Source organism: Aquimarina sp. AU474, assembly GCF_900312815.1.
Classification (GTDB): domain Bacteria; phylum Bacteroidota; class Bacteroidia; order Flavobacteriales; family Flavobacteriaceae; genus Aquimarina.
Map to the genome: position 1 here is coordinate 1371932 of NZ_OMPE01000009.1, position 18450 is coordinate 1390381.

General features: G+C 31.9%; 18 protein-coding genes. 9 read left to right on the forward strand and 9 right to left on the reverse strand.

Annotated features, from left to right (window positions below; genetic code table 11):
- Nucleotides 1–40: 40 nt before the first annotated feature.
- Nucleotides 41–829: a hypothetical protein gene (locus DK508_RS19440; RefSeq protein ID WP_109302443.1), complete on the forward strand. Its 789-nt coding sequence runs from the start codon at nucleotides 41–43 to the stop codon at nucleotides 827–829.
- Between the two features lie 65 nt (nucleotides 830–894).
- Here DK508_RS19440 and DK508_RS19445 read toward each other — a convergent pair whose 3' ends face one another.
- Both DK508_RS19445 and DK508_RS19450 read right to left on the reverse strand, forming a co-directional pair.
- Nucleotides 895–1464, reverse strand: a complete 570-nt coding sequence (locus DK508_RS19445) for a TetR/AcrR family transcriptional regulator (RefSeq protein WP_109302444.1) — start codon at nucleotides 1462–1464, stop codon at nucleotides 895–897.
- Between the two features lie 25 nt (nucleotides 1465–1489).
- Entirely contained in the window at nucleotides 1490–1963 is a 474-nt protein-coding gene (locus DK508_RS19450; protein WP_109302445.1) for a TspO/MBR family protein, read from the reverse strand.
- 99 nt (nucleotides 1964–2062) lie between these two features.
- Between DK508_RS19450 and DK508_RS19455 the strand changes: the two genes are divergently transcribed.
- The 3 genes from DK508_RS19455 to DK508_RS19465 are packed head-to-tail and all read left to right on the forward strand — an operon-like array spanning nucleotide 2063 to nucleotide 5052.
- On the forward strand, nucleotides 2063–3148 hold the full coding sequence (locus DK508_RS19455; RefSeq protein ID WP_109302446.1) for a diphosphomevalonate/mevalonate 3,5-bisphosphate decarboxylase family protein: 1086 nt from the start codon (nucleotides 2063–2065) through the stop codon (nucleotides 3146–3148).
- Between the two features lie 47 nt (nucleotides 3149–3195).
- Complete coding sequence (locus DK508_RS19460; protein ID WP_109302447.1) at nucleotides 3196–4131, forward strand: mevalonate kinase; 936 nt, start codon at nucleotides 3196–3198, stop codon at nucleotides 4129–4131.
- Between the two features lie 6 nt (nucleotides 4132–4137).
- Complete coding sequence (locus tag DK508_RS19465) at nucleotides 4138–5052, forward strand: geranylgeranylglycerol-phosphate geranylgeranyltransferase (protein ID WP_109302448.1); 915 nt, start codon at nucleotides 4138–4140, stop codon at nucleotides 5050–5052.
- 65 nt (nucleotides 5053–5117) lie between these two features.
- Here DK508_RS19465 and DK508_RS19470 read toward each other — a convergent pair whose 3' ends face one another.
- Complete coding sequence (locus DK508_RS19470) at nucleotides 5118–5465, reverse strand: hypothetical protein (protein WP_109302449.1); 348 nt, start codon at nucleotides 5463–5465, stop codon at nucleotides 5118–5120.
- 464 nt (nucleotides 5466–5929) lie between these two features.
- On the opposite strand from DK508_RS19470, the gene DK508_RS19475 reads away from it, so the two are divergent.
- Nucleotides 5930–6886 (forward strand): carbon-nitrogen hydrolase family protein, encoded by a 957-nt coding sequence (locus tag DK508_RS19475; protein ID WP_109302450.1) that lies wholly within the window; start codon nucleotides 5930–5932, stop codon nucleotides 6884–6886.
- Nucleotides 6887–6934: 48 nt separating this feature from the next.
- Entirely contained in the window at nucleotides 6935–7762 is an 828-nt protein-coding gene (locus tag DK508_RS19480) for a pseudouridine synthase (protein ID WP_109302451.1), read from the forward strand.
- Here DK508_RS19480 and DK508_RS19485 read toward each other — a convergent pair.
- The 4 genes from DK508_RS19485 to DK508_RS19500 are packed head-to-tail and all read right to left on the reverse strand — an operon-like array spanning nucleotide 7743 to nucleotide 11783.
- Nucleotides 7743–9140 carry a mannosyltransferase gene (locus tag DK508_RS19485; protein ID WP_109302452.1) on the reverse strand — a complete coding sequence of 466 codons (1398 nt, stop codon included), beginning with the start codon at nucleotides 9138–9140 and terminating at the stop codon, nucleotides 7743–7745. The genes DK508_RS19480 and DK508_RS19485 overlap by 20 nt on opposite strands.
- A complete protein-coding gene (locus tag DK508_RS19490) occupies nucleotides 9140–10612 on the reverse strand; it encodes a cellulose synthase family protein (RefSeq protein WP_109302453.1) in 1473 nt (490 codons plus the stop codon). The genes DK508_RS19485 and DK508_RS19490 overlap by 1 nt, the downstream gene beginning before the upstream one ends.
- Nucleotides 10612–11304, reverse strand: a complete 693-nt coding sequence (locus DK508_RS19495) for a glycosyltransferase family 2 protein (protein ID WP_109302454.1) — start codon at nucleotides 11302–11304, stop codon at nucleotides 10612–10614. The genes DK508_RS19490 and DK508_RS19495 overlap by 1 nt, the downstream gene beginning before the upstream one ends.
- Nucleotides 11304–11783 carry a toxin-antitoxin system YwqK family antitoxin gene (locus tag DK508_RS19500; protein WP_109302455.1) on the reverse strand — a complete coding sequence of 160 codons (480 nt, stop codon included), beginning with the start codon at nucleotides 11781–11783 and terminating at the stop codon, nucleotides 11304–11306. Before DK508_RS19500 ends, DK508_RS19495 begins: the two co-directional genes overlap by 1 nt.
- A gap of 334 nt (nucleotides 11784–12117) precedes the next feature.
- Between DK508_RS19500 and DK508_RS19505 the strand changes: the two genes are divergently transcribed.
- On the forward strand, nucleotides 12118–13395 hold the full coding sequence (locus DK508_RS19505) for a sensor histidine kinase KdpD (protein WP_109302456.1): 1278 nt from the start codon (nucleotides 12118–12120) through the stop codon (nucleotides 13393–13395).
- Between the two features lie 69 nt (nucleotides 13396–13464).
- On the opposite strand, the gene DK508_RS19510 is transcribed toward DK508_RS19505, so the two are convergent.
- Together DK508_RS19510 and DK508_RS19515 are read right to left on the reverse strand one after the other, a co-directional pair.
- Nucleotides 13465–15063 (reverse strand): 4Fe-4S dicluster domain-containing protein, encoded by a 1599-nt coding sequence (locus DK508_RS19510; RefSeq protein ID WP_109302457.1) that lies wholly within the window; start codon nucleotides 15061–15063, stop codon nucleotides 13465–13467.
- A gap of 48 nt (nucleotides 15064–15111) precedes the next feature.
- Complete coding sequence (locus DK508_RS19515; protein WP_109302458.1) at nucleotides 15112–16413, reverse strand: NAD(P)/FAD-dependent oxidoreductase; 1302 nt, start codon at nucleotides 16411–16413, stop codon at nucleotides 15112–15114.
- A 322-nt stretch (nucleotides 16414–16735) separates the two neighbouring features.
- Between DK508_RS19515 and DK508_RS19520 the strand changes: the two genes are divergently transcribed.
- Both DK508_RS19520 and DK508_RS19525 read left to right on the forward strand, forming a co-directional pair.
- Nucleotides 16736–17446, forward strand: a complete 711-nt coding sequence (locus DK508_RS19520; protein WP_109302459.1) for a DUF547 domain-containing protein — start codon at nucleotides 16736–16738, stop codon at nucleotides 17444–17446.
- Between the two features lie 86 nt (nucleotides 17447–17532).
- Nucleotides 17533–18444 (forward strand): hypothetical protein, encoded by a 912-nt coding sequence (locus tag DK508_RS19525; RefSeq protein WP_109302460.1) that lies wholly within the window; start codon nucleotides 17533–17535, stop codon nucleotides 18442–18444.
- The last annotated feature ends 6 nt before the right edge of the window (nucleotides 18445–18450 follow it).

Sequence of the window (18450 nt, forward strand, 5' to 3'; positions counted from 1 at the left end):
TTTCGTATATTAATAAGGTTTAACCAATACCTCGTTAACTATGAAGAAAATTACATTATTATTTGTTTTCATTTTTTTATTTAATGGTTATTATCATGGACATGCGTTTAACGGGAAGGAACCCGTTAAGAAGCTGTTGATGGATTATATTAACAAAATGAATGCTTTAACCCAGGGAACGCAGAAAGAAGATGTATTAAGCTTGTTTGATGAAAAATATAGCGGTAATACAGTTTATGTGAATTTATCAGGAGCTTTAGTGAGAAAAAATTATGATAAAAAAGATATTTCTTCTCAATTAGATGATATTATAGGTGATGATAACTATAGATTTAGACTCATATTAGATAAAGTTGTTTTTCAAGCTCAAAAGGAAAGAGCAGGTACGATTTCGGCAGTGATTAATTTTGAATCGTTTATTGATAATAAATTGGCAGAGAAAGGAACTATGTTGATGGATGTTGTTGGAATTCGAGTCAATGGTGGTTGGAAAATCGTTCAAAACAACATGGTCCGAGTTTCTGAAGCTAAAGATATTGGAGAATGTGTGTGTTATGTTTATGGAAAAGGTGATACAAAGTTTGTAACAGAGGTGTATTTCCCTTCGGGCTTAGAATATAGTCAAGAATTTGACGCTTTTCAAGTAACAACCAAAGAAAATAGACGCATTATTAAATCTGATAATAATGAGTTTTATTGGAACAGAGACACTGGAAAAATTAGTTTTAAAGGAGAAGAAATAGGAAAGGCAGAAAACTCAAGAAAGGCCATAGAATTTGTGCTAAAGAATTTATATAGAGATTCCTGTGTTAATATAGCGTTTAATTAAGATGTAATGAATTGTAAAAAAAACTAGAAGTTCTGATAAAGCTTTATCAGAACTTCTAGTTTTTTTTACATTACTGTAAGATCCTTTTGGAAACCTCTCCATGAGATTTCGATGGCCTGATTAATATGTTTTTCTTGAAGTTTTACTTGTTCGTTTTCGTGAATTTTTACAAGCGATACTACATTTCCAAAAAATAATTCCTCCATAACTAGAGTATTATATGTTTTAAAAACTTTTTGTTTGATACCGTTTTTAAAATATTCTTCAATTTCGCTGTAATACTGGCGAGCTTTATCTTTTAATGATTGCGGGATTTCAGGAGAACGGGCAATTTGTTCAGAGAAAATAAATGCAAGAGGGTTATTGACAAAGTAGTAAAACAAATTAAGCCACATCACTGTAAACTGTTTTTTTAGATCATCTTCTGGGATATTTCGCATAACTACTGTACCAAAATCTTGCGTAAGCATTAGATATAGTTCGGTAATTATTTCTTCTTTATTTTTAAAATGATGGTATACTGTTCCATTCGCTACGCCAGATTCCTTAATTATCTGAGAAAGAGAAGTAGCGTTAATGCCTTGTTTTGTTATTAATTCTAGAGTAGTCTGTAAGACTATTGCTTTTTTACTCATAAAAATCTTATTCCTTATTCTTCATTCAATTTAATTGCCATATGCCAAAATTCAATGCAGCTGCAAAAGCAACCCAAATAACATAAGGGATAAGTAGGTAAGCGGCTGTAGTATTTACTACTTTAAACCATTTGATCGTAAATAGCAATAGGATAAAAAGGGCTATAATATCCAATAATGCAATTAACGGGTTTTGTAATCCAAAGAAAAAAATGGACCACGCAGCATTGAGTAACAATTGAAACCCAAAATGATATAACGCAACTTTTACCCATTTATGATAAAAGCCTCTACTCCATACAATTCCTGCTGCGATACCCATCATAATATACAGAATTGTCCAGACTGGAGCAAAAATCCAATTTGGCGGAGTAAAAAAAGGTTTATTTAAAGTTTGATACCAAGTGTCAATTGATGTCTGGGTTGCAATACTACCCAAAAAACCAATCAAAATACATATCAATACCGCAATACTTATGCGAAATACCTTTTTTTTCATCAAAATGAGTTAGTGCAGTACTAAAATAGCAATTTATTTTAACTACTTATGGCTTTAAATATCTTGCAGCACTTATCTTTGTTTAAATTTTTTTAGAATATGAACGATTATCCTCAGTTTACTTGGCCTATAATTTCTGAATTACCTGATGAAGGAGTTATAACTTGTTCTTCTCCAAGTAATATCGCCTTGGTTAAATATTGGGGTAAAAAACCTGTGCAACTTCCAGAGAATACCTCTATAAGTTTTACATTAGACGAATGTAAAACTACTACTAGTTTGGCATATAAAAAATTAGATAAAAGTTCTGATGATTTTGATTTCGAATTATTGTTTGAAGGAAAATCAAAGCCAGATTTCAAACCAAAAATAAAAACATTTTTCGCCAGAGTAGAACCTTATCTTCCTTTTTTAAAACAATATTCATTTGTTCTAGAAACAAGTAATACCTTTCCTCATAGTAGTGGGATTGCTTCTTCAGCAAGTGGTATGAGTGCTTTAGCTTATTGCCTTATGCAATTGGAGAGAAAGTTAAACCCTGATATTTCTGATGCCGAATGCATCCAGAAAACTTCTTTTTTAGCTCGTTTGGGCTCTGGGAGTGCTTGTAGAAGTTTAGAGGGGCCAATTACAGTTTGGGGAGAACATAAGGATATAGAAGGTAGTAGTGATGTATTTGCAGTTGCATTTCCGTATAAAACTCATCAAAATTTTGAAGGATATAGAGATACAATTCTTTTGATCGATAAAGGCGAAAAGCAAGTAAGTAGTACTGTGGGGCATAATCTAATGCATAATCACCCATTTGCACTAAAAAGATTTGAACAAGCTTCTGAGAATATAACTAGGCTTAAAGAAATTTTAATTTCTGGTGATTTAGATGCTTTTATAGAAGTGGTAGAAAGCGAAGCTCTAACATTGCATGCGATGATGATGACTTCTCTACCGTATTTTATTCTTATGAAACCGAATACATTATCTGCAATTAATCTAGTCTGGGAGTATCGTAAAAAAATGAACTCAAAACTATGCTTTACCTTAGATGCAGGCGCAAATGTGCATCTGTTATATCCAGATTCTGAAAAAGATCAAGTTTTGGAGTTCATTACTAATGAGTTAGTTGCGTATTGTCAGAATGGGCAGTATATTTGCGACAAAATAGGATGGGGAGCAAAAATATTGTAACTTTATCCAAGTAAGGAATACCTATTAGATAAACTACATCAGCAATAATGAAGGGACCGTTATTTTATTCTAAAATACTTTTGTTTGGAGAATATGGAATTATTAAAGACTCTAAGGGTCTATCGATTCCGTATAATTTTTTTAAAGGAGCACTAAAAGTTTCTGATAAACCTGATCAAGATTCTATAAAATCTAATACTAACCTTAGTAATTTTGCAAAATACTTAGAAGAAATCCAAGATAAAGGAATCGTGCGTTTTGATCTTCAAAAGCTTAATGCAGATATTGATTCTGGAATGTATTTTGACAGTAGTATCCCTCAAGGATATGGTGTTGGAAGTAGTGGTGCTTTGGTAGCTGCTATTTATGACAAATATGCTGAAGAAAAAATCACGGTTTTAGAAAACCTTACTCGAGAAAAACTATTAAAACTAAAGGAGATTTTTGGGTTAATGGAGTCCTTTTTTCATGGGAGTAGCTCAGGATTAGATCCCTTAAATAGTTATCTTAGTTTACCCATTTTAATTCATTCTAAAGATAATATAGAACCCGCAGGAATACCTTCTCAAAGTACAGAAAATAAAAAAGGAGCAGTTTTTTTATTAGATAGTGGTATTGTAGGAGAGACTGCACCCATGGTTAGTATTTTTATGGAAAGTATGAAACAAGAGGGTTTTAGAAATATGCTAAAGGATCAGTTTGTTAAATATACAGACGCATGTGTTGATGATTTTCTTAAAGGAGATGTGAAATCTTTATTTTCTAATATCAAAGAACTTTCTCACGTAGTCTTTGATAATTTTAAACCAATGATTCCTAAACAATTTCACAGTTTATGGAAAAAAGGAATTGAAACCAATGATTATTATCTTAAGTTATGCGGCTCTGGAGGAGGAGGTTATATTTTAGGATTCACTCAAGATTTTGATAAAGCTCAAGCATCGCTTAAAGATTATAAGCTCGAAGTAGTCTATAATTTTTAGTAATATATGTTGCTATTTACAAGAAAAAATAAACTCTTTTTTCTTAAACTATTAAGTTTGTTTTCTGTAGTTAGGGGGTATAATATTCTTATTATTGTTCTTGCTCAGTATCTCACTTCTATTTTTATTTTAGCTCCACACATTAAATTAAGAAATGTTCTTTTCGACCCTAATCTTTTTGTAATTGTGTTAGCCTCTGCAGGTGTTATTGCGGCAGGATATATTATTAATAATTTTTATGATAAAGAAAAGGACTTAATCAATAGACCTCAGAAAACGATGTTAGATCGTTTGGTAAGTCAACAAACTAAACTCACGGGATATTTTATATTAAATTTCTTATCTGTGGTTTTGGCTAGTTATGTGTCGTTTAGAGCAGTAGCCTTTTTTTCTATTTATATTTTCGGTATTTGGTTCTATTCTCATAAGTTAAAGAAATTCCCCATTGTGGGTAATACCGTAGCTTCAATATTGGCGATAACTCCTTTTTTTGCAGTATTCATTTATTATAAAAATTTCGATGAGGTGATTTTTGTTCACGCTACTTTTTTATTTTTGATGTTAATCATGAGAGAGATGGTGAAAGATTTGGGTAATCTAAGAGGAGATATGGCTCAAAATTATAAAACGATACCTGTTGTTTATGGCGAGTTAATATCGAAAAGAATAATAAGTGCATTGATTTTTACATCGGGAGTACCAATTTATTTTTTACTTACTAGATATCCAATTGGATATATGTATTTGTATTTTTATTTATGTCTTATGCTTCTTGTGATATTTTTGATTGGGTTGTGGTGGGCAAAAGGTAGAAGTCATTATTTATCACTACATAATATTTTAAAACTTATTATAGTTGCGGGAACTTTTAGCATTGTATTAATAGATGTTAATATGATTTTGGATAGAGTTCTTTGGTAAAAAAAAAGCAGCTGTAAAATATACAACTGCTTTATAGTATTAACAGAAAGAGCTAATCTAATTATTTACACTGCTGGTTTTCTAATTTTCAAAGTGATTTGAAATATTTTGTTTCCTTTTTTGGTAACTTCTGTTTTTACTTTTTTGTAGTTTAATCTAGCTTTAATATAATCTTCAATAATTTCTTTTTCAGAATCTACAGATAGCACTACGATTTCTCCTTTACCATTTAAAATAAATTGGATGTCGGCTACAACTTCGTTTTTTTCTACCTTGATTTCAGGTTTGTCAAGAAGTAAAGCGATTCTGTTTCTAAGTTCTTGTTCTGGACTTTTTGTTGGGTTGTCATTAGATGCAAATACTTGACCTAATCCTAGTACAACGACGAATAATAAAATTGTTGACTTTTTCATTTTTTTTGGGTTTTAAGATCTGGTTTTAAAATGTTTGTTGTTTTAATATTACAAGACAAATGTAGATCAGAGGTATCGATTTTTCCATTTTTTGATTTTACTAGAATGTATGATTTGCATTACGATTAAGTTAAAAAGAATAGGTTTTAACGTAAATTAAACTTTGAGTGATGCATACTTTTTATATGTTTACTTTTTAAGATTATCATACTAGTGTTTTTTTGGTTATCGAATTCTCAGTGTATGTTTATTAATAATATGCATTTCTGGTTTTTAAGTAACTTCTAATGTTACCTTAAGGTTATGAGAAAACTTTTTTGATTGATATTTTAAAGAATATAAACATCTGGTATTCAGTTTTATGTATTAATTATTTGTTAATCAAATGTTGGGATTTCCTCAAAAAAACAATAAAGTGATTGGTGAAATGCCGATCTTAACATATTAAAATAACTCAACTATTAATGAAAGATCAATTACTAAAAGTGGCTTTGGCTCAGATTTCTCCTGTTTGGTTAGATAAAACAGGAACCATAAAAAAAATAGAAAATTCTATACAAGAAGCTGCAGCTCAAAAAGTAGATTTAATCGTTTTCGGTGAATCCTTATTGCCAGGTTATCCTTTTTGGGTTTCTCTTACAGATGGAGCACAGTTTGATAGCACTGTCCAAAAAGAAATACATGCACATTATGCTCAAAATGCGATAGTAATCGAAAAAGGTGATTTAGATACTGTTTGTGATCTTGCCAAGAAAAATAATATAGCTATCTATTTGGGGATTATCGAAAGACCATTGGATAGAGGAGGACATAGTTTGTATGCATCATTAGTATATATTAATGAGCAAGGAGAAATTAAATCTGTACATCGTAAACTTCAGCCTACTTATGAAGAGAGATTAACATGGTCTCCTGGTGATGGTAACGGGCTTCGAGTACATCCATTAAAAGCATTTACTGTTGGTGGATTAAACTGTTGGGAAAACTGGATGCCCTTGCCAAGAACGGCTTTGTATGGTCAAGGAGAGAATTTACATATAGCAGTATGGCCGGGAAGCGATTATAATACTAAGGACATTACGCGTTTTATTGCAAGAGAATCTAGATCTTATGTTATTTCGGTGTCGAGTTTAATGAGAAAAGAAGATTTTCCTGCAACTACACCACATTTAGATCAAGTATTAAAAAATGCTCCAGACGTTTTGGGTAATGGAGGTTCTTGTATTGCTGGTCCTGATGGTGAATGGGTGATGGAACCTGTACTACATAAAGAAGGTCTATTGATCGAAACTATAGATTTTAATAGGGTATTACAAGAAAGACAAAACTTTGACCCTGTGGGACATTATTCGAGACCTGATGTAACTCAATTGAGTGTGAATCGCGAACGACAAAGCACGGTTTGGTTTGGTGAAGAATAGTTGTTAAACCTAAGAAGGAAACAACTATCTTTGCACAAAATTTATGATATGAGTCGTGGAGATCATTCTCAAGGAGGAAAAAGAAGTGGAAAATCAAAAAAGAAATCTTTTGAACCAAGTCGTGCTCCAATTAAAAAGACCGTTAAACAACCAAAAAAGACTTCAAACTCAGATGAGATAAGGCTTAATAAATTTGTTGCTAACTCTGGAGTATGCTCTAGAAGAGAAGCTGATTTATATATTCAAACAGGTAGTGTGTGGGTAAATGGCAAACCTGTTACCGAAATGGGCTACAAGGTAAAACTTACAGACGAGGTAAAATTTGATGGTCGATTAATTACTCCCGAACAGAAAGAGTATATTCTTCTTAATAAACCAAAAGGTTTTGTAACTACTACAAGTCCAGAAAAGACTAAAACAGTTATGCACTTAGTAGCAAATGCTTCTAAAGCAAGATTGAAACCGGTAGGAAGATTAGAGCGTAATACTACCGGGTTATTGCTTTTTACGAATGATGTGGATCTTGAAAAGAAATTAACACATCATAAAAGTGAGGTTCGCAAAATTTTTCATGTAGAATTGAATCGCAATTTGAAATTTGAAGATTTAGAAAAAATAAGTAAAGGTGTTAAACTAGAAATTGGTTTTATCCAGGTAGATGAAATATCTTATATCGATGGTGCCTCTAAGAGCGAAATAGGCGTGCAATTACAATCTTCAAAAAATAACGTTATTCATAAGCTTTTTGAACATTTTAATTATGATGTAATTAAACTAGATCGAGTAATTTTTGGAGGACTTACCAAAAAAGATTTACCTCGAAGTCATTGGCGTAAGCTTACAGAGCAAGAAGTTATTAACTTGAAGATGCTATAAGTGGTTGTTGCGAAGATTTGGTATTATGATAAATTTCCCAACCTAAAATCGCAAATACCGAAAGATATTCTAGTCCTACCATCCAAAGGTTTTCTTTGAAATCTGGATGTATATATGCTGTATAACTTAAAATAACCACAAAAGACCATACTATAGGATATTTGTAATTGGTAAATATGCAAAGTGACAATGGCACTGCGATGTACCAGGGATGTACTGTTGTCGATAAGAAATAATACATGCAAATACCAAGTATCATTGCCGTAATTAGTTGAGGTATTGTATTATTTTTTCTAATAAAGGTTAAGCCTAGTAATATGACTATTACAATGATAGGTAAGATTTTACCGGCAGTTTCAATTACATTCCATCCAACAATTTGAAATCCGATCCAACGAATTACAAAAAAGATACTTGCATTAAATTCAAAATTCTGGAACCATAAACTAATTGTTTTACTGAAATTATTCAAGAATTCTCCAGAAAGAAAAGGTGCAAATGTTAGCAATACGGTACCAATTACGATGCTGTAGAATCCTATTAATTTAAATAATCCCGAGGTAATGTTTTTTTTGTCAAATGCTTTTTCCTTGCCAAAAACGAAATTTTTAAAGAATAAAGGTAAAAACAAAAGTGGAATTAATTTTACTGAAACAGAAAGAGCTAACACAACAGCTGCCCAGTACCAGTAGCCTTTTTGAAGTAGATATAATGACCAAATAATAAAAAAGACCATTACTGCTTCAAAATGAAGATTTCCGGCTAGTTCAATGATAATAAAAGGATTGAGGATATACCAAAAAATGCGATTTGGAGGAAGGTTAAAAGATTTTAATAATTTTCTTCCAAAGAAAAATGTACCAACATCTGCCAAAACAATGAGTATTCTAAATACTATAGCAGATCCAATAATGCTTTTACTGGCGAATAATGCGGCAATAAAATAACAAAACTGACTTACGGGAGGATAATTGGTATAATGATGGCCATTAAGTGTTCCCATGCCATTATATAGCTCTTGGGCTTGCGCAATGGGAGCATTACCATCTGCGATCCAGATTTCGGGTAGTGATAGATAGGGATTAAAACCTTCTAATAACATTCGCCCATCCCATATAAATCGATAAAAATCTTGCGATAAGTTTGGGATTGCAAACAAAAACACAAGCCGAAATATCAATGCGGCAAAGGCAAGAAGTTTCCAGTTATCTGAGTTTTGTTGTATGAGTTTATAAGAAATGAAAAATACGACAGACCACAGACTAATCAATTTAAAAAAATCAGTACGTTCTAACTGATACCCAAAACTCCAATAAAAAAGAATACCAATAAGAATAAGGAGAATGGAAAATCTGTTATATTTCCATTGTTGTAACATTATAATTTAGAAGTTACGGATTTGAGAAATACAAATCCAAAACCAAGAAATAACATAATGTGAAATAAGAATAAACCAAAATCTTGCAATTTAAATGCACTGTACAATGCAAATCCAAAATATGCCATTAATAAAGCTTCGATAATAGTATTGCCAGAAATATTCTTACTTACATATTTATTTCCTTTCCAGGAATCTTTTAGAGTATTGATATTAAATTTTGGTGTACGTACAAATTCACTTTTCTTTCCAAAATGACCCTCAAGTACTGCCATAGAGTTATGTACAGAAAATCCCATAGCTATAGAGAAAAAGGTAAAAAACATTTTTATATACTCCATAAACTTCCAAAACCCTTTTCCATGAATTTTTTTAAAGGTATGCCAATAACAAAAGAAAAATATAACTGTGCTTAATGCAAAGAAGGCGATTACATTAAAATACCAGCTAAATAAAGGATTGCTATTTTTGATGTACATTACAGGTACACTAAGTACTGCTACTAGCAATACTAATAAAAACATACTACTGTTTAGTAAATGAAAGAAACTGTGAAATTTTGTTTTAAAAGGAACTGTTTTGTCTCTAAGGAGTTTCCAGTACAATTTTTGAAAGTTTTCGGCCGCACCTTTATTCCATCTAAATTGTTGAGAACGCGCTGCACTAATAACAACAGGCAATTCTGCAGGAGTTTCTACCTCTTCTAGATACTTAAATTTCCATTTTTTGAGTTGAGCACGATAACTTAAATCAAGATCTTCTGTTAGTGTATCACCTTGCCAATTTCCTGCATCTTCAATACATGTTTTTCTCCAAACACCAGCAGTACCATTAAAATTAATAAAATGATCCTTATAGTTTCGACCTACTTGTTCCATTGTAAAATGAAAATCCAAAGCAAAAGCCTGAATTTTAGTAAGCATAGAATAATCTCTATTGATATGACCCCATCGTGTTTGAACAACTCCTATATTTTGATCTTTAAAGTAGGGTATAGTTTGCAATAACCAATTTTTACCAGGAAGAAAATCTGCATCAAAAATGGCAATATACTCTCCATGAGCAATTTTAAGTCCTTCTTTTAATGCCCCAGCTTTAAAACCAGTTCTATCTTCTCTACAAATGTGTTTAATGTTTAATCCAGTAGCCTGCAATTTTTCAATACGTGAAGCTGTAGTAATAACAGATTCATCTGTAGAATCATCTAATACTTGAATTTCCAGTTTGTCTTTTGGGTAATCAAGTTCTGCAATGTTATCCAGTAAACGATCCATTACGTATAATTCGTTAAATACTGGTAATTGAACAGTTACAAGGGGAATTTCTTCTTGTTTAGAAAAGTCAAAAGTTGGTGAGTTGTCAGGTTGCTTTCGGGCTTTTAGATAATTAACAAGTAGATTGAGCTGCGCCAAACTATACATAAATATAATTAGTAGGGCCAATGTGTAGGTTATGATGATAGCAATATCCATTATGAAAAGCTATATTTAAAAATCCAACTTAAAATCTTAACGCCTGCAAATATAGCACCTTTTATGGTTCCTGAAACTTTTGAGACACCAATTCTCTTTTTATAATGCACGGGTACTTCTTTATAACTGTAACGTTTCCTTAACACTTTTAACTGCATTTCTACTGTCCAACCATAGGTTTTATCAACCATTTCTAAAGATAGAAGCTTATCATATTTGATAGCCCTAAAGGGACCAAGATCTGTAAATTTAGCCTTGAAAAAAAGTTTCATTAGGCTTGTAGCCAACCAATTTCCAAAGATTTGAGGGAATGTCATAGATCCAGCTTCTCTAAGTTCTTTTACTCTAGATCCAACGACCATATCAATGTCATCATTGATTATTGGCTTTACAATATTTATAAGTTCTGCCGGATAATCACTATAATCTCCATCAAGAAATACGATGATTTCGGGTTTGGTTTCTTTTGTAGCGATATATTGCATACCTTTTAAACAGGCATACCCATACCCTTTTTGTTTTTCGATCAACACTGTTGCGCCGGCATTTTTTGCTACACTTTCTGTATTATCTGTAGAATTATTACTCACCACAATCACTTCAGAGACAATATCAGGAATCTCTTTGATCACATGAGCAATAGACTCTTCTTCATTAAAAGCGGGTATGATAACGTTTATAGTTGGAGGCATTATAGAGCAGCGTTGGGATTGTCTCTTTTAAAGCTAAAAACATCGGTCCATTCACCAGTTTTTATATCATTGATATAACGTTCAGCTTTAAAAAGTTTATTGTTTTTATACAATAAGCAATATCCTTCTTTTTTATTGTTTTTATACTGATACTTTCGGGTTATTCCGGCTGCAATATCGTAAATAATCCACCATTTTTCGGCTTTATCACTAATAAAATGGCCTTCCTTAAGTAATTTGCTTTTTTCAGAATAATAATACCAGTACCCATTTTTCTTATTATTTTTAAAATGCCCTTCATGAGATACCTTGCCATTTGCATGATAGAAATGCCAAAAATCTACTTTAGTTTCATCTAATTTCCATCCTTCGGCCTTCACTGTACCATTTGGATAATACTCATAATGATAGTCTTTTTGAGAGAACAATTGATTTCCCGACAAAGAGTATATAAGAAGCAAAATAATAAGCTTATCCATAATTAATTGTTAATTTATGTTTGCTTAGACGAAAATTATCTTCAACACCAACAAATAATTTAAAAAAAATCAGTGATATTTTGATCTTACGCATTGTTTTTATTGATTTTTAGTTAGATAACAATTTTTGTTTAGGCTTTTTCAATCATGAATATATGACTATTCTAATCTACAAATTATCACGTCGTACATAATAAATATCGATTAAATGCATTAAAGTATAGATAAAATGCACTTTTAGTTTGTTTATCCGTTAAACAATTGTTATATTGGTAGTGTATTACTTACATTTTCACTGACTTGATTGGGCTTATCTATCAAAATTTAGAAGAGTATGAATTTTTTACCCCAGAAAACAGCAAGTCTTTTCAAATTTGACAAAGTATTATTTACTACACTTTTTATAGTGCTTCCAGGAATCATCCTAGATGGTTTGGTAGAATACAATAATGGTGGTGTTAATTTATATTTTATACGTGGCCTTTTTACATTTTCTATTGTAACAGTTGGACTTTTGCTATATAGTAAATCTTTGATAAGAAAATCAAGTCTATTAGTACTTTCGGTGTATGCAGTGGTCATTTGTATGATGACAACCTTAACTTGGGGTTATTATGATCCAAATTTTCAGTTTGAACCATTTTTTCTTAAAGTTGAAGTGATCATGTCGTTGCTATTTTTTGCGGTAGGGATGTTAGTTCATTTTAGACATATTATAATATTGTTAGCTCTTAATTTTATTTTTATAACAGTGTGTTTATTCTGCTATCCTCAATTTCCGATAGAGAAATTTGCCTTTTATGGGGTAATTGTAAGTGGTGGTGGATTAATGGCATATTTTTGTCAACGTACACTAGTTATATTATCTAGAAAGGTTAAGGAAGCGAACAGATTGATAAGCATAAAAAATGAAGAACTTAAGGAAATGAATCAATCAAAGGATGACCTTTTTAGAATAATTGGACATGATTTAAGAACACCATTTTATCAATTAAGATCATTAATTGATTTGGTAGATGAAGTCGATGATGATCATGAGAAGACAAAAATTAAAGAAATGATAAGACAATCTGCCGATAAAGGAAATCAGTTGTTAGAAGATTTATTAGAATGGGGAAATATTTATAAGAAACAATCTCAGGTTTTGCTTGAAACTAAAGAAATATCAAGTTTGGTTGATAAAGTATTTGAGTTTACGGATATGAGACGAAGAAATAAACAAATTAGTTTGATAAATGAACTACCGCGGGATTTAAAAATCACTATTAATCCGGCAATGATGGAAACTGTAATGAGAAACTTAATAGCAAACGCGATTAAATTTTCGCATAGAGGTTCTAATATAGTAGTTAGGTCCAAAATGGTAGGGGAGCATATAATAATTGCAATCGAAGATAAGGGAATAGGTATGTGTGAATACAGTCTTGGCAACCTATTTACTAAAGAAAAGAATAACTCTACTATAGGTACAGAAAATGAAAAAGGAACAGGGTTTGGTTTAAGTATAGCCAAAAAGTTAGTAGAGAAGCAGAACGGAATTTTTGAAATAGAAAGCAAGCGTGAAGAAGGAACTACAATCAATATGTATTTTCAACATAGTATGAGTGCTTGATTTATACTATATAATAGAATAAGAAAAGCCCCGAAACCGGGGCTTTTCTTTATTTATATTTTTAATAGATTATTTTTTATTTACATAGTCCATTAAATCTACATCATTACCTAATAAAATTTCATTAGAACTGATGCGTCCATCTAATTTATCGTTTTCTAATTTTAAAACTCCTCTTGGGCAAACAGCAGAACAGATACCACAACCTACACAACTAGATCTCACTATATTTTCACCTTTTTGAGCATAAGACCTCACATCGATTCCCATTTCGCAATATGTAGAACAGTTTCCACAAGAGATACATTGCCCTCCATTAGTGGTAATTCTAAATTTTGAGAATAACCTTTGTTGAAATCCTAAGATAGCGGCCATAGGGCAACCAAATCTACACCAAGCTCTGTTACCCAAAATAGGATAAAAACCGGTTCCGATAACACCAGAAAATATAGATCCGATTAAGAAACCGTAAGAAGATCGAAGTGTTTCTGCTTTCAAGAAAAATATTTTACCACCATCACCAAATACATGAATACCTATTAATAATATGATTACTGCAAAATATCCAATAGCTCCGTATTTGGCATCTTTTCCTAATTCTTTTCTTTTAAAAACCATAACACCAACAAAAACTAATGTTAGAAACCCAGCAACACTCATTAGAAAAACATCTTTAGTTAACCAATATTTATTGGGGTCATATCCCAAATACGTATATACGACTGCTGTTGTCATTACCACAGCAAATACCAATACAGTATGAATTAACCAACGTTCTAGTTTCCATGCGCTTAATTTTTTACTAGATAATTGTCTAAACGAGTCTCCAGCAGTTTCGGCTAATCCACCACATCCACAAACCCATGAACAATACCATCTCTTACCAAATTTATAGGTAAGAATTGGAGTAATGATAAATATAGAAGCGATTCCAAAAATTAGTAATGCTAATCCAATATTACCAGCATTAATAAACTCATCTATTCTATATTGTTCGAAGTTATAATAATTTAATGGCCATACATTTTTTAAGTCGTAATATGGTAATTTAAAAGTTTCTGAGTTTAATCTAGCCATGAACTCTGGAATCAGAAATGCAAATCCTAATTGAAAAAACATTACAGAAACGGTTCGGATTTGCTGATATCTGTTATGTCTATATTTTAGAATAAATTTATAACCAAAAGCGATTATAGCAATCGTATATAATGTACCATAAACAAACCATTGACTTGCCGGATTACCACTTAATATTCGGCTTAAAGGGTCGAATAAAGCTACTAGCCCGGTATTAGCTTCACCATTTGTTCCTAGGCCTAATAAGTCTGCGTAAAAATATAGTACTACATAAAAGGCTGTTAATCCAACACCAGTTAACCAACCTAATACTCCGCGAGAGGAAATAGATTTAAACCAAACCCCATCATTTTTAATTCCTTCTAATTTAGTTAAATAGGCGTCATTTGCGAAAAGGACAGTTCCTACGGTAATTAATCCGAGAGATATTGCTAAGAAAACTCCTTGATTTGGAAAATTGGTATTAAAAAGTGCGAGTGCCAAGACAAAAAGCCCAACTAACCCTATAGCCAATGCTATTTTTTGTTTAGACGAAACCCCTTTGACATTGGGACTCGCAAGAGACATACTGTGATCTATTTTATTGCTCATTTTTTTAATATTTTTGATGGATCATAGAATCTACGATCCTTTTATTTTTTATGCTGTTTGTAGTTGTGATGATTTATAAGCCGAAAGGATTGCTGCCTCATGGGTTTTATAAAATTCTGGATCAAAATTGGCCAGTGGTAGATTTTGCATTACAAAATCAACATCTCTTTTTTCGGTAAGCCAAAGGTCAAAAACTTCATGGCGCATCCTAATGCCAAATGTATTTATACCCAAAAACTCTTTGGTTTCTTTATGATATGATACTGTAATACATTTGGTGTCATCTTCATGTATCCAATGAAATTGCTGTTCATATTCCTTAGGTTTTCCAAATACCCAACCATAGGTTTGATATTCTATATCTAAAAATTTGGCGCTATTAAACCAATGTCCAGGTTTATATTCGAGTTTATTTCCACATATGGTCTGTGCAACAGTTTCACCCATCATTCTACCTGTATACCAAACTGCTTCTATAGGTCTGCGGTTACCAATGGCTTCGTGTTGTTCTGCACAATCTCCTATAGCATATATATTAGGGATATTTGTTTCTAAATATCTATTAACTTTCACTCCTCGTCCTAGTTCTATACCAGAATCTTTTAAGAAATCTACATTGGGTGATACGCCCGGAGTTAACCCTACAACATTACAATCAATTACTTCTCCAGTTTCCTGTATAACAGCTCCCTTAACTTTGCCATTTTCATCGGCAATGATTTCTTTAAGATTCATCCCCAAGCGCAGATCAATATGATGATTAAGGATATGTCTATTAATCATTCCACTTTCACCTGGGGGTAGTACTGCATTCCAAAAACTATCTTCTCTTACCAAAAATGTAACCGGAATACCTCTAGAATGTAACATTTCGGCTAATTCTATCCCGATTAATCCACCACCTACAATTACTGCGCGCTTACAAACTTTATTATTGGGGGCGTATTTTTCGAGATTTTCGAGATCTTGTTTGTGATACATACCCATGACTCCATCAAGATCTTGACCTGGCCATCCAAATTTATTTGGTTTAGAACCTACTGCAATAATCAATTTATCATAACCTAGAGTTTCACCATTAGTAAATACCAGTTCATTTGATTCATGATTTATTTTAGATACAAAACCATTCTTGAGTTCAAGGTTGTTTTTTTTCCAAAACCAGTTTTCGTAGGGTTGTGTATGCTCAAACTTCATATGCCCCATGTATATGTACATTAGTGCCGTACGGGAAAAGAAATAATCAGTTTCACCAGAAACTATGGTAATTTTCTTGTCAGACATTTTACGGATATGTCTTGCAGCGGTAACCCCTGAAATTCCATTTCCGATAATCACGATGTGTTCCATAAAAGATAGTTGTTGATTGTGTCAATGTTTACTTAGAAGTGAATACTTCCCAAAGTAAGTCGCACATAAATATAAGAACTTAAGTCGTTCAATTAATTTAGAATCAGTCTAAAAACGAATACACTTGTAAGGCAATATGCAGTTTATCGTACATGAATTTCTTTGATTGATATCATAAAAAGAAATTAGAGAAATTCTGATTTTGTTTGTAAGTAGCTGATTTTCGGTTCGACTGAATGCCCGTTGCCAAGGTAAATTTTAACATTTAAAAAAATATAGTATAAATTCAGTTTTAAAATAAACTGTTTAAAATAGAATACTCATGAAAAGGATAGCAATCATTTTAATTATATTTTCGGTGCAGTTGGGTTTTTCACAAAGTACAACCGATTTTTTTGCTAAGGCAGATACCTTTTTTAAGACTTATGTGTCTAATGGAAGAGTAAAGTATAATGCCATAAAGAAAGACCCTACTTCTTTGGATGAATTATTAGCAATAGCTGCCAAAATACAAGTAACAAAAGGTAAGCCCAAAACGTTTCAGGCGTTCTACATTAATGCCTATAATTTATCTGTAATCAAAGGTGTTGTAAATAAATATCCTGTAAAATCGCCAACAAGTATTAAAGGTTTTTTTGACAAAACTAAGTATACAATAGCAGGTAAAGGCACTACTCTAAACGATTTAGAAAATAAAATTCTTAGAAAGAATTTCCCTGCAGAAGCTAGATTTCATTTTGCATTGGTATGTGCTGGTCTAGGATGTCCTCCTATAATTGCATCTGCATACAAACCCTCTAGCTTAGAACAACAATTACAGAAACAAGCAGTCAAAGCACTTAACAACCCTAGTTTTATTAAGGTAAAAGGGAAAAGAGTTCAACTATCTCAAATTTTTGAATGGTATAAGGTAGATTTTACTAGAGACGGAACTGAAATTGACTATGTAAACAAATTTAGAAAAGAGAAAATCCCATCTAATGCCAAGGTATCTTATTACCCATATGACTGGACTTTAAACGCAATCAAATAATCAAAATAATTAACATCAATATCATTAAAAAATAGGGTTAATAACGATCTAAGTGTTTTAATGATACATAAACTAATATGTAAATAATGAAATTAGCTAAGAACATTACCACGGTATTTTTCCTTTTGATAACAGTAACTTTTGGATTCGCACAAGAACAAGATGATGATGACCAAGGGTCAGTGATCCAAACGTTGACGCCTTCAAAATTAATAGGAAAAGGGCAATTTGATATCAAATGGTTTAATAATCTATATACTCAAACAGAAAGTACTTTTTCTGATGGGACAGAACCAAGACAAACTTTTTTTACATCTACCGTAGAGGCCTATACAGGAGTAGGGAATAATAAGAGATGGAATGTAGGTGTTATTTTAGAATTTAGATCAAATGTTGTGGCGGATCGTGATGCTCTTGATGTATTTAAATTTGATGGAGAAAGAGGAACAGCACGATCAGGATTTACATCGATTGCTCCATCGGTAAAATTTGTACCTTTTAAAAATGTAAATAATTTCTCGATACAAAGTTCATTCTTTATACCGCTAGCAGGTAGTGAAACAGAACAAGGAGTATTTTTGGATCAGGATGGTTTTACTTGGCAAAATAGATTCTTTTATGATTATACGTTTCCAGGAAATAAATTTCAAATTTTTGGAGAGTTAAATTCTGAATTAAACTTTGGAGAAGATGCAGTTTTTGATGCTAATTTTGATACGGTAGAAGGAAGTTTTGCTAATAACAGTCTTAGATTAACACCAGGAATATTTTTTAGTTATTTCCCTAGCTCGAAATTTACAGTATTAGCACTAGCTCAACATGCACAACTTATTGATTTAGGTAATGATTTTGATCAAGATTTTACAGCAGTTGGTGGAGGAGCTAAGTATCAATTAACTAAAGAACTTAATATCGAAACATTGTATACCAATTTTGTACGTGGTAACAATACTGGATTAGGAGAAACATTTAATATAGGTTTAAGAGCTGTATTCTAATAAAAT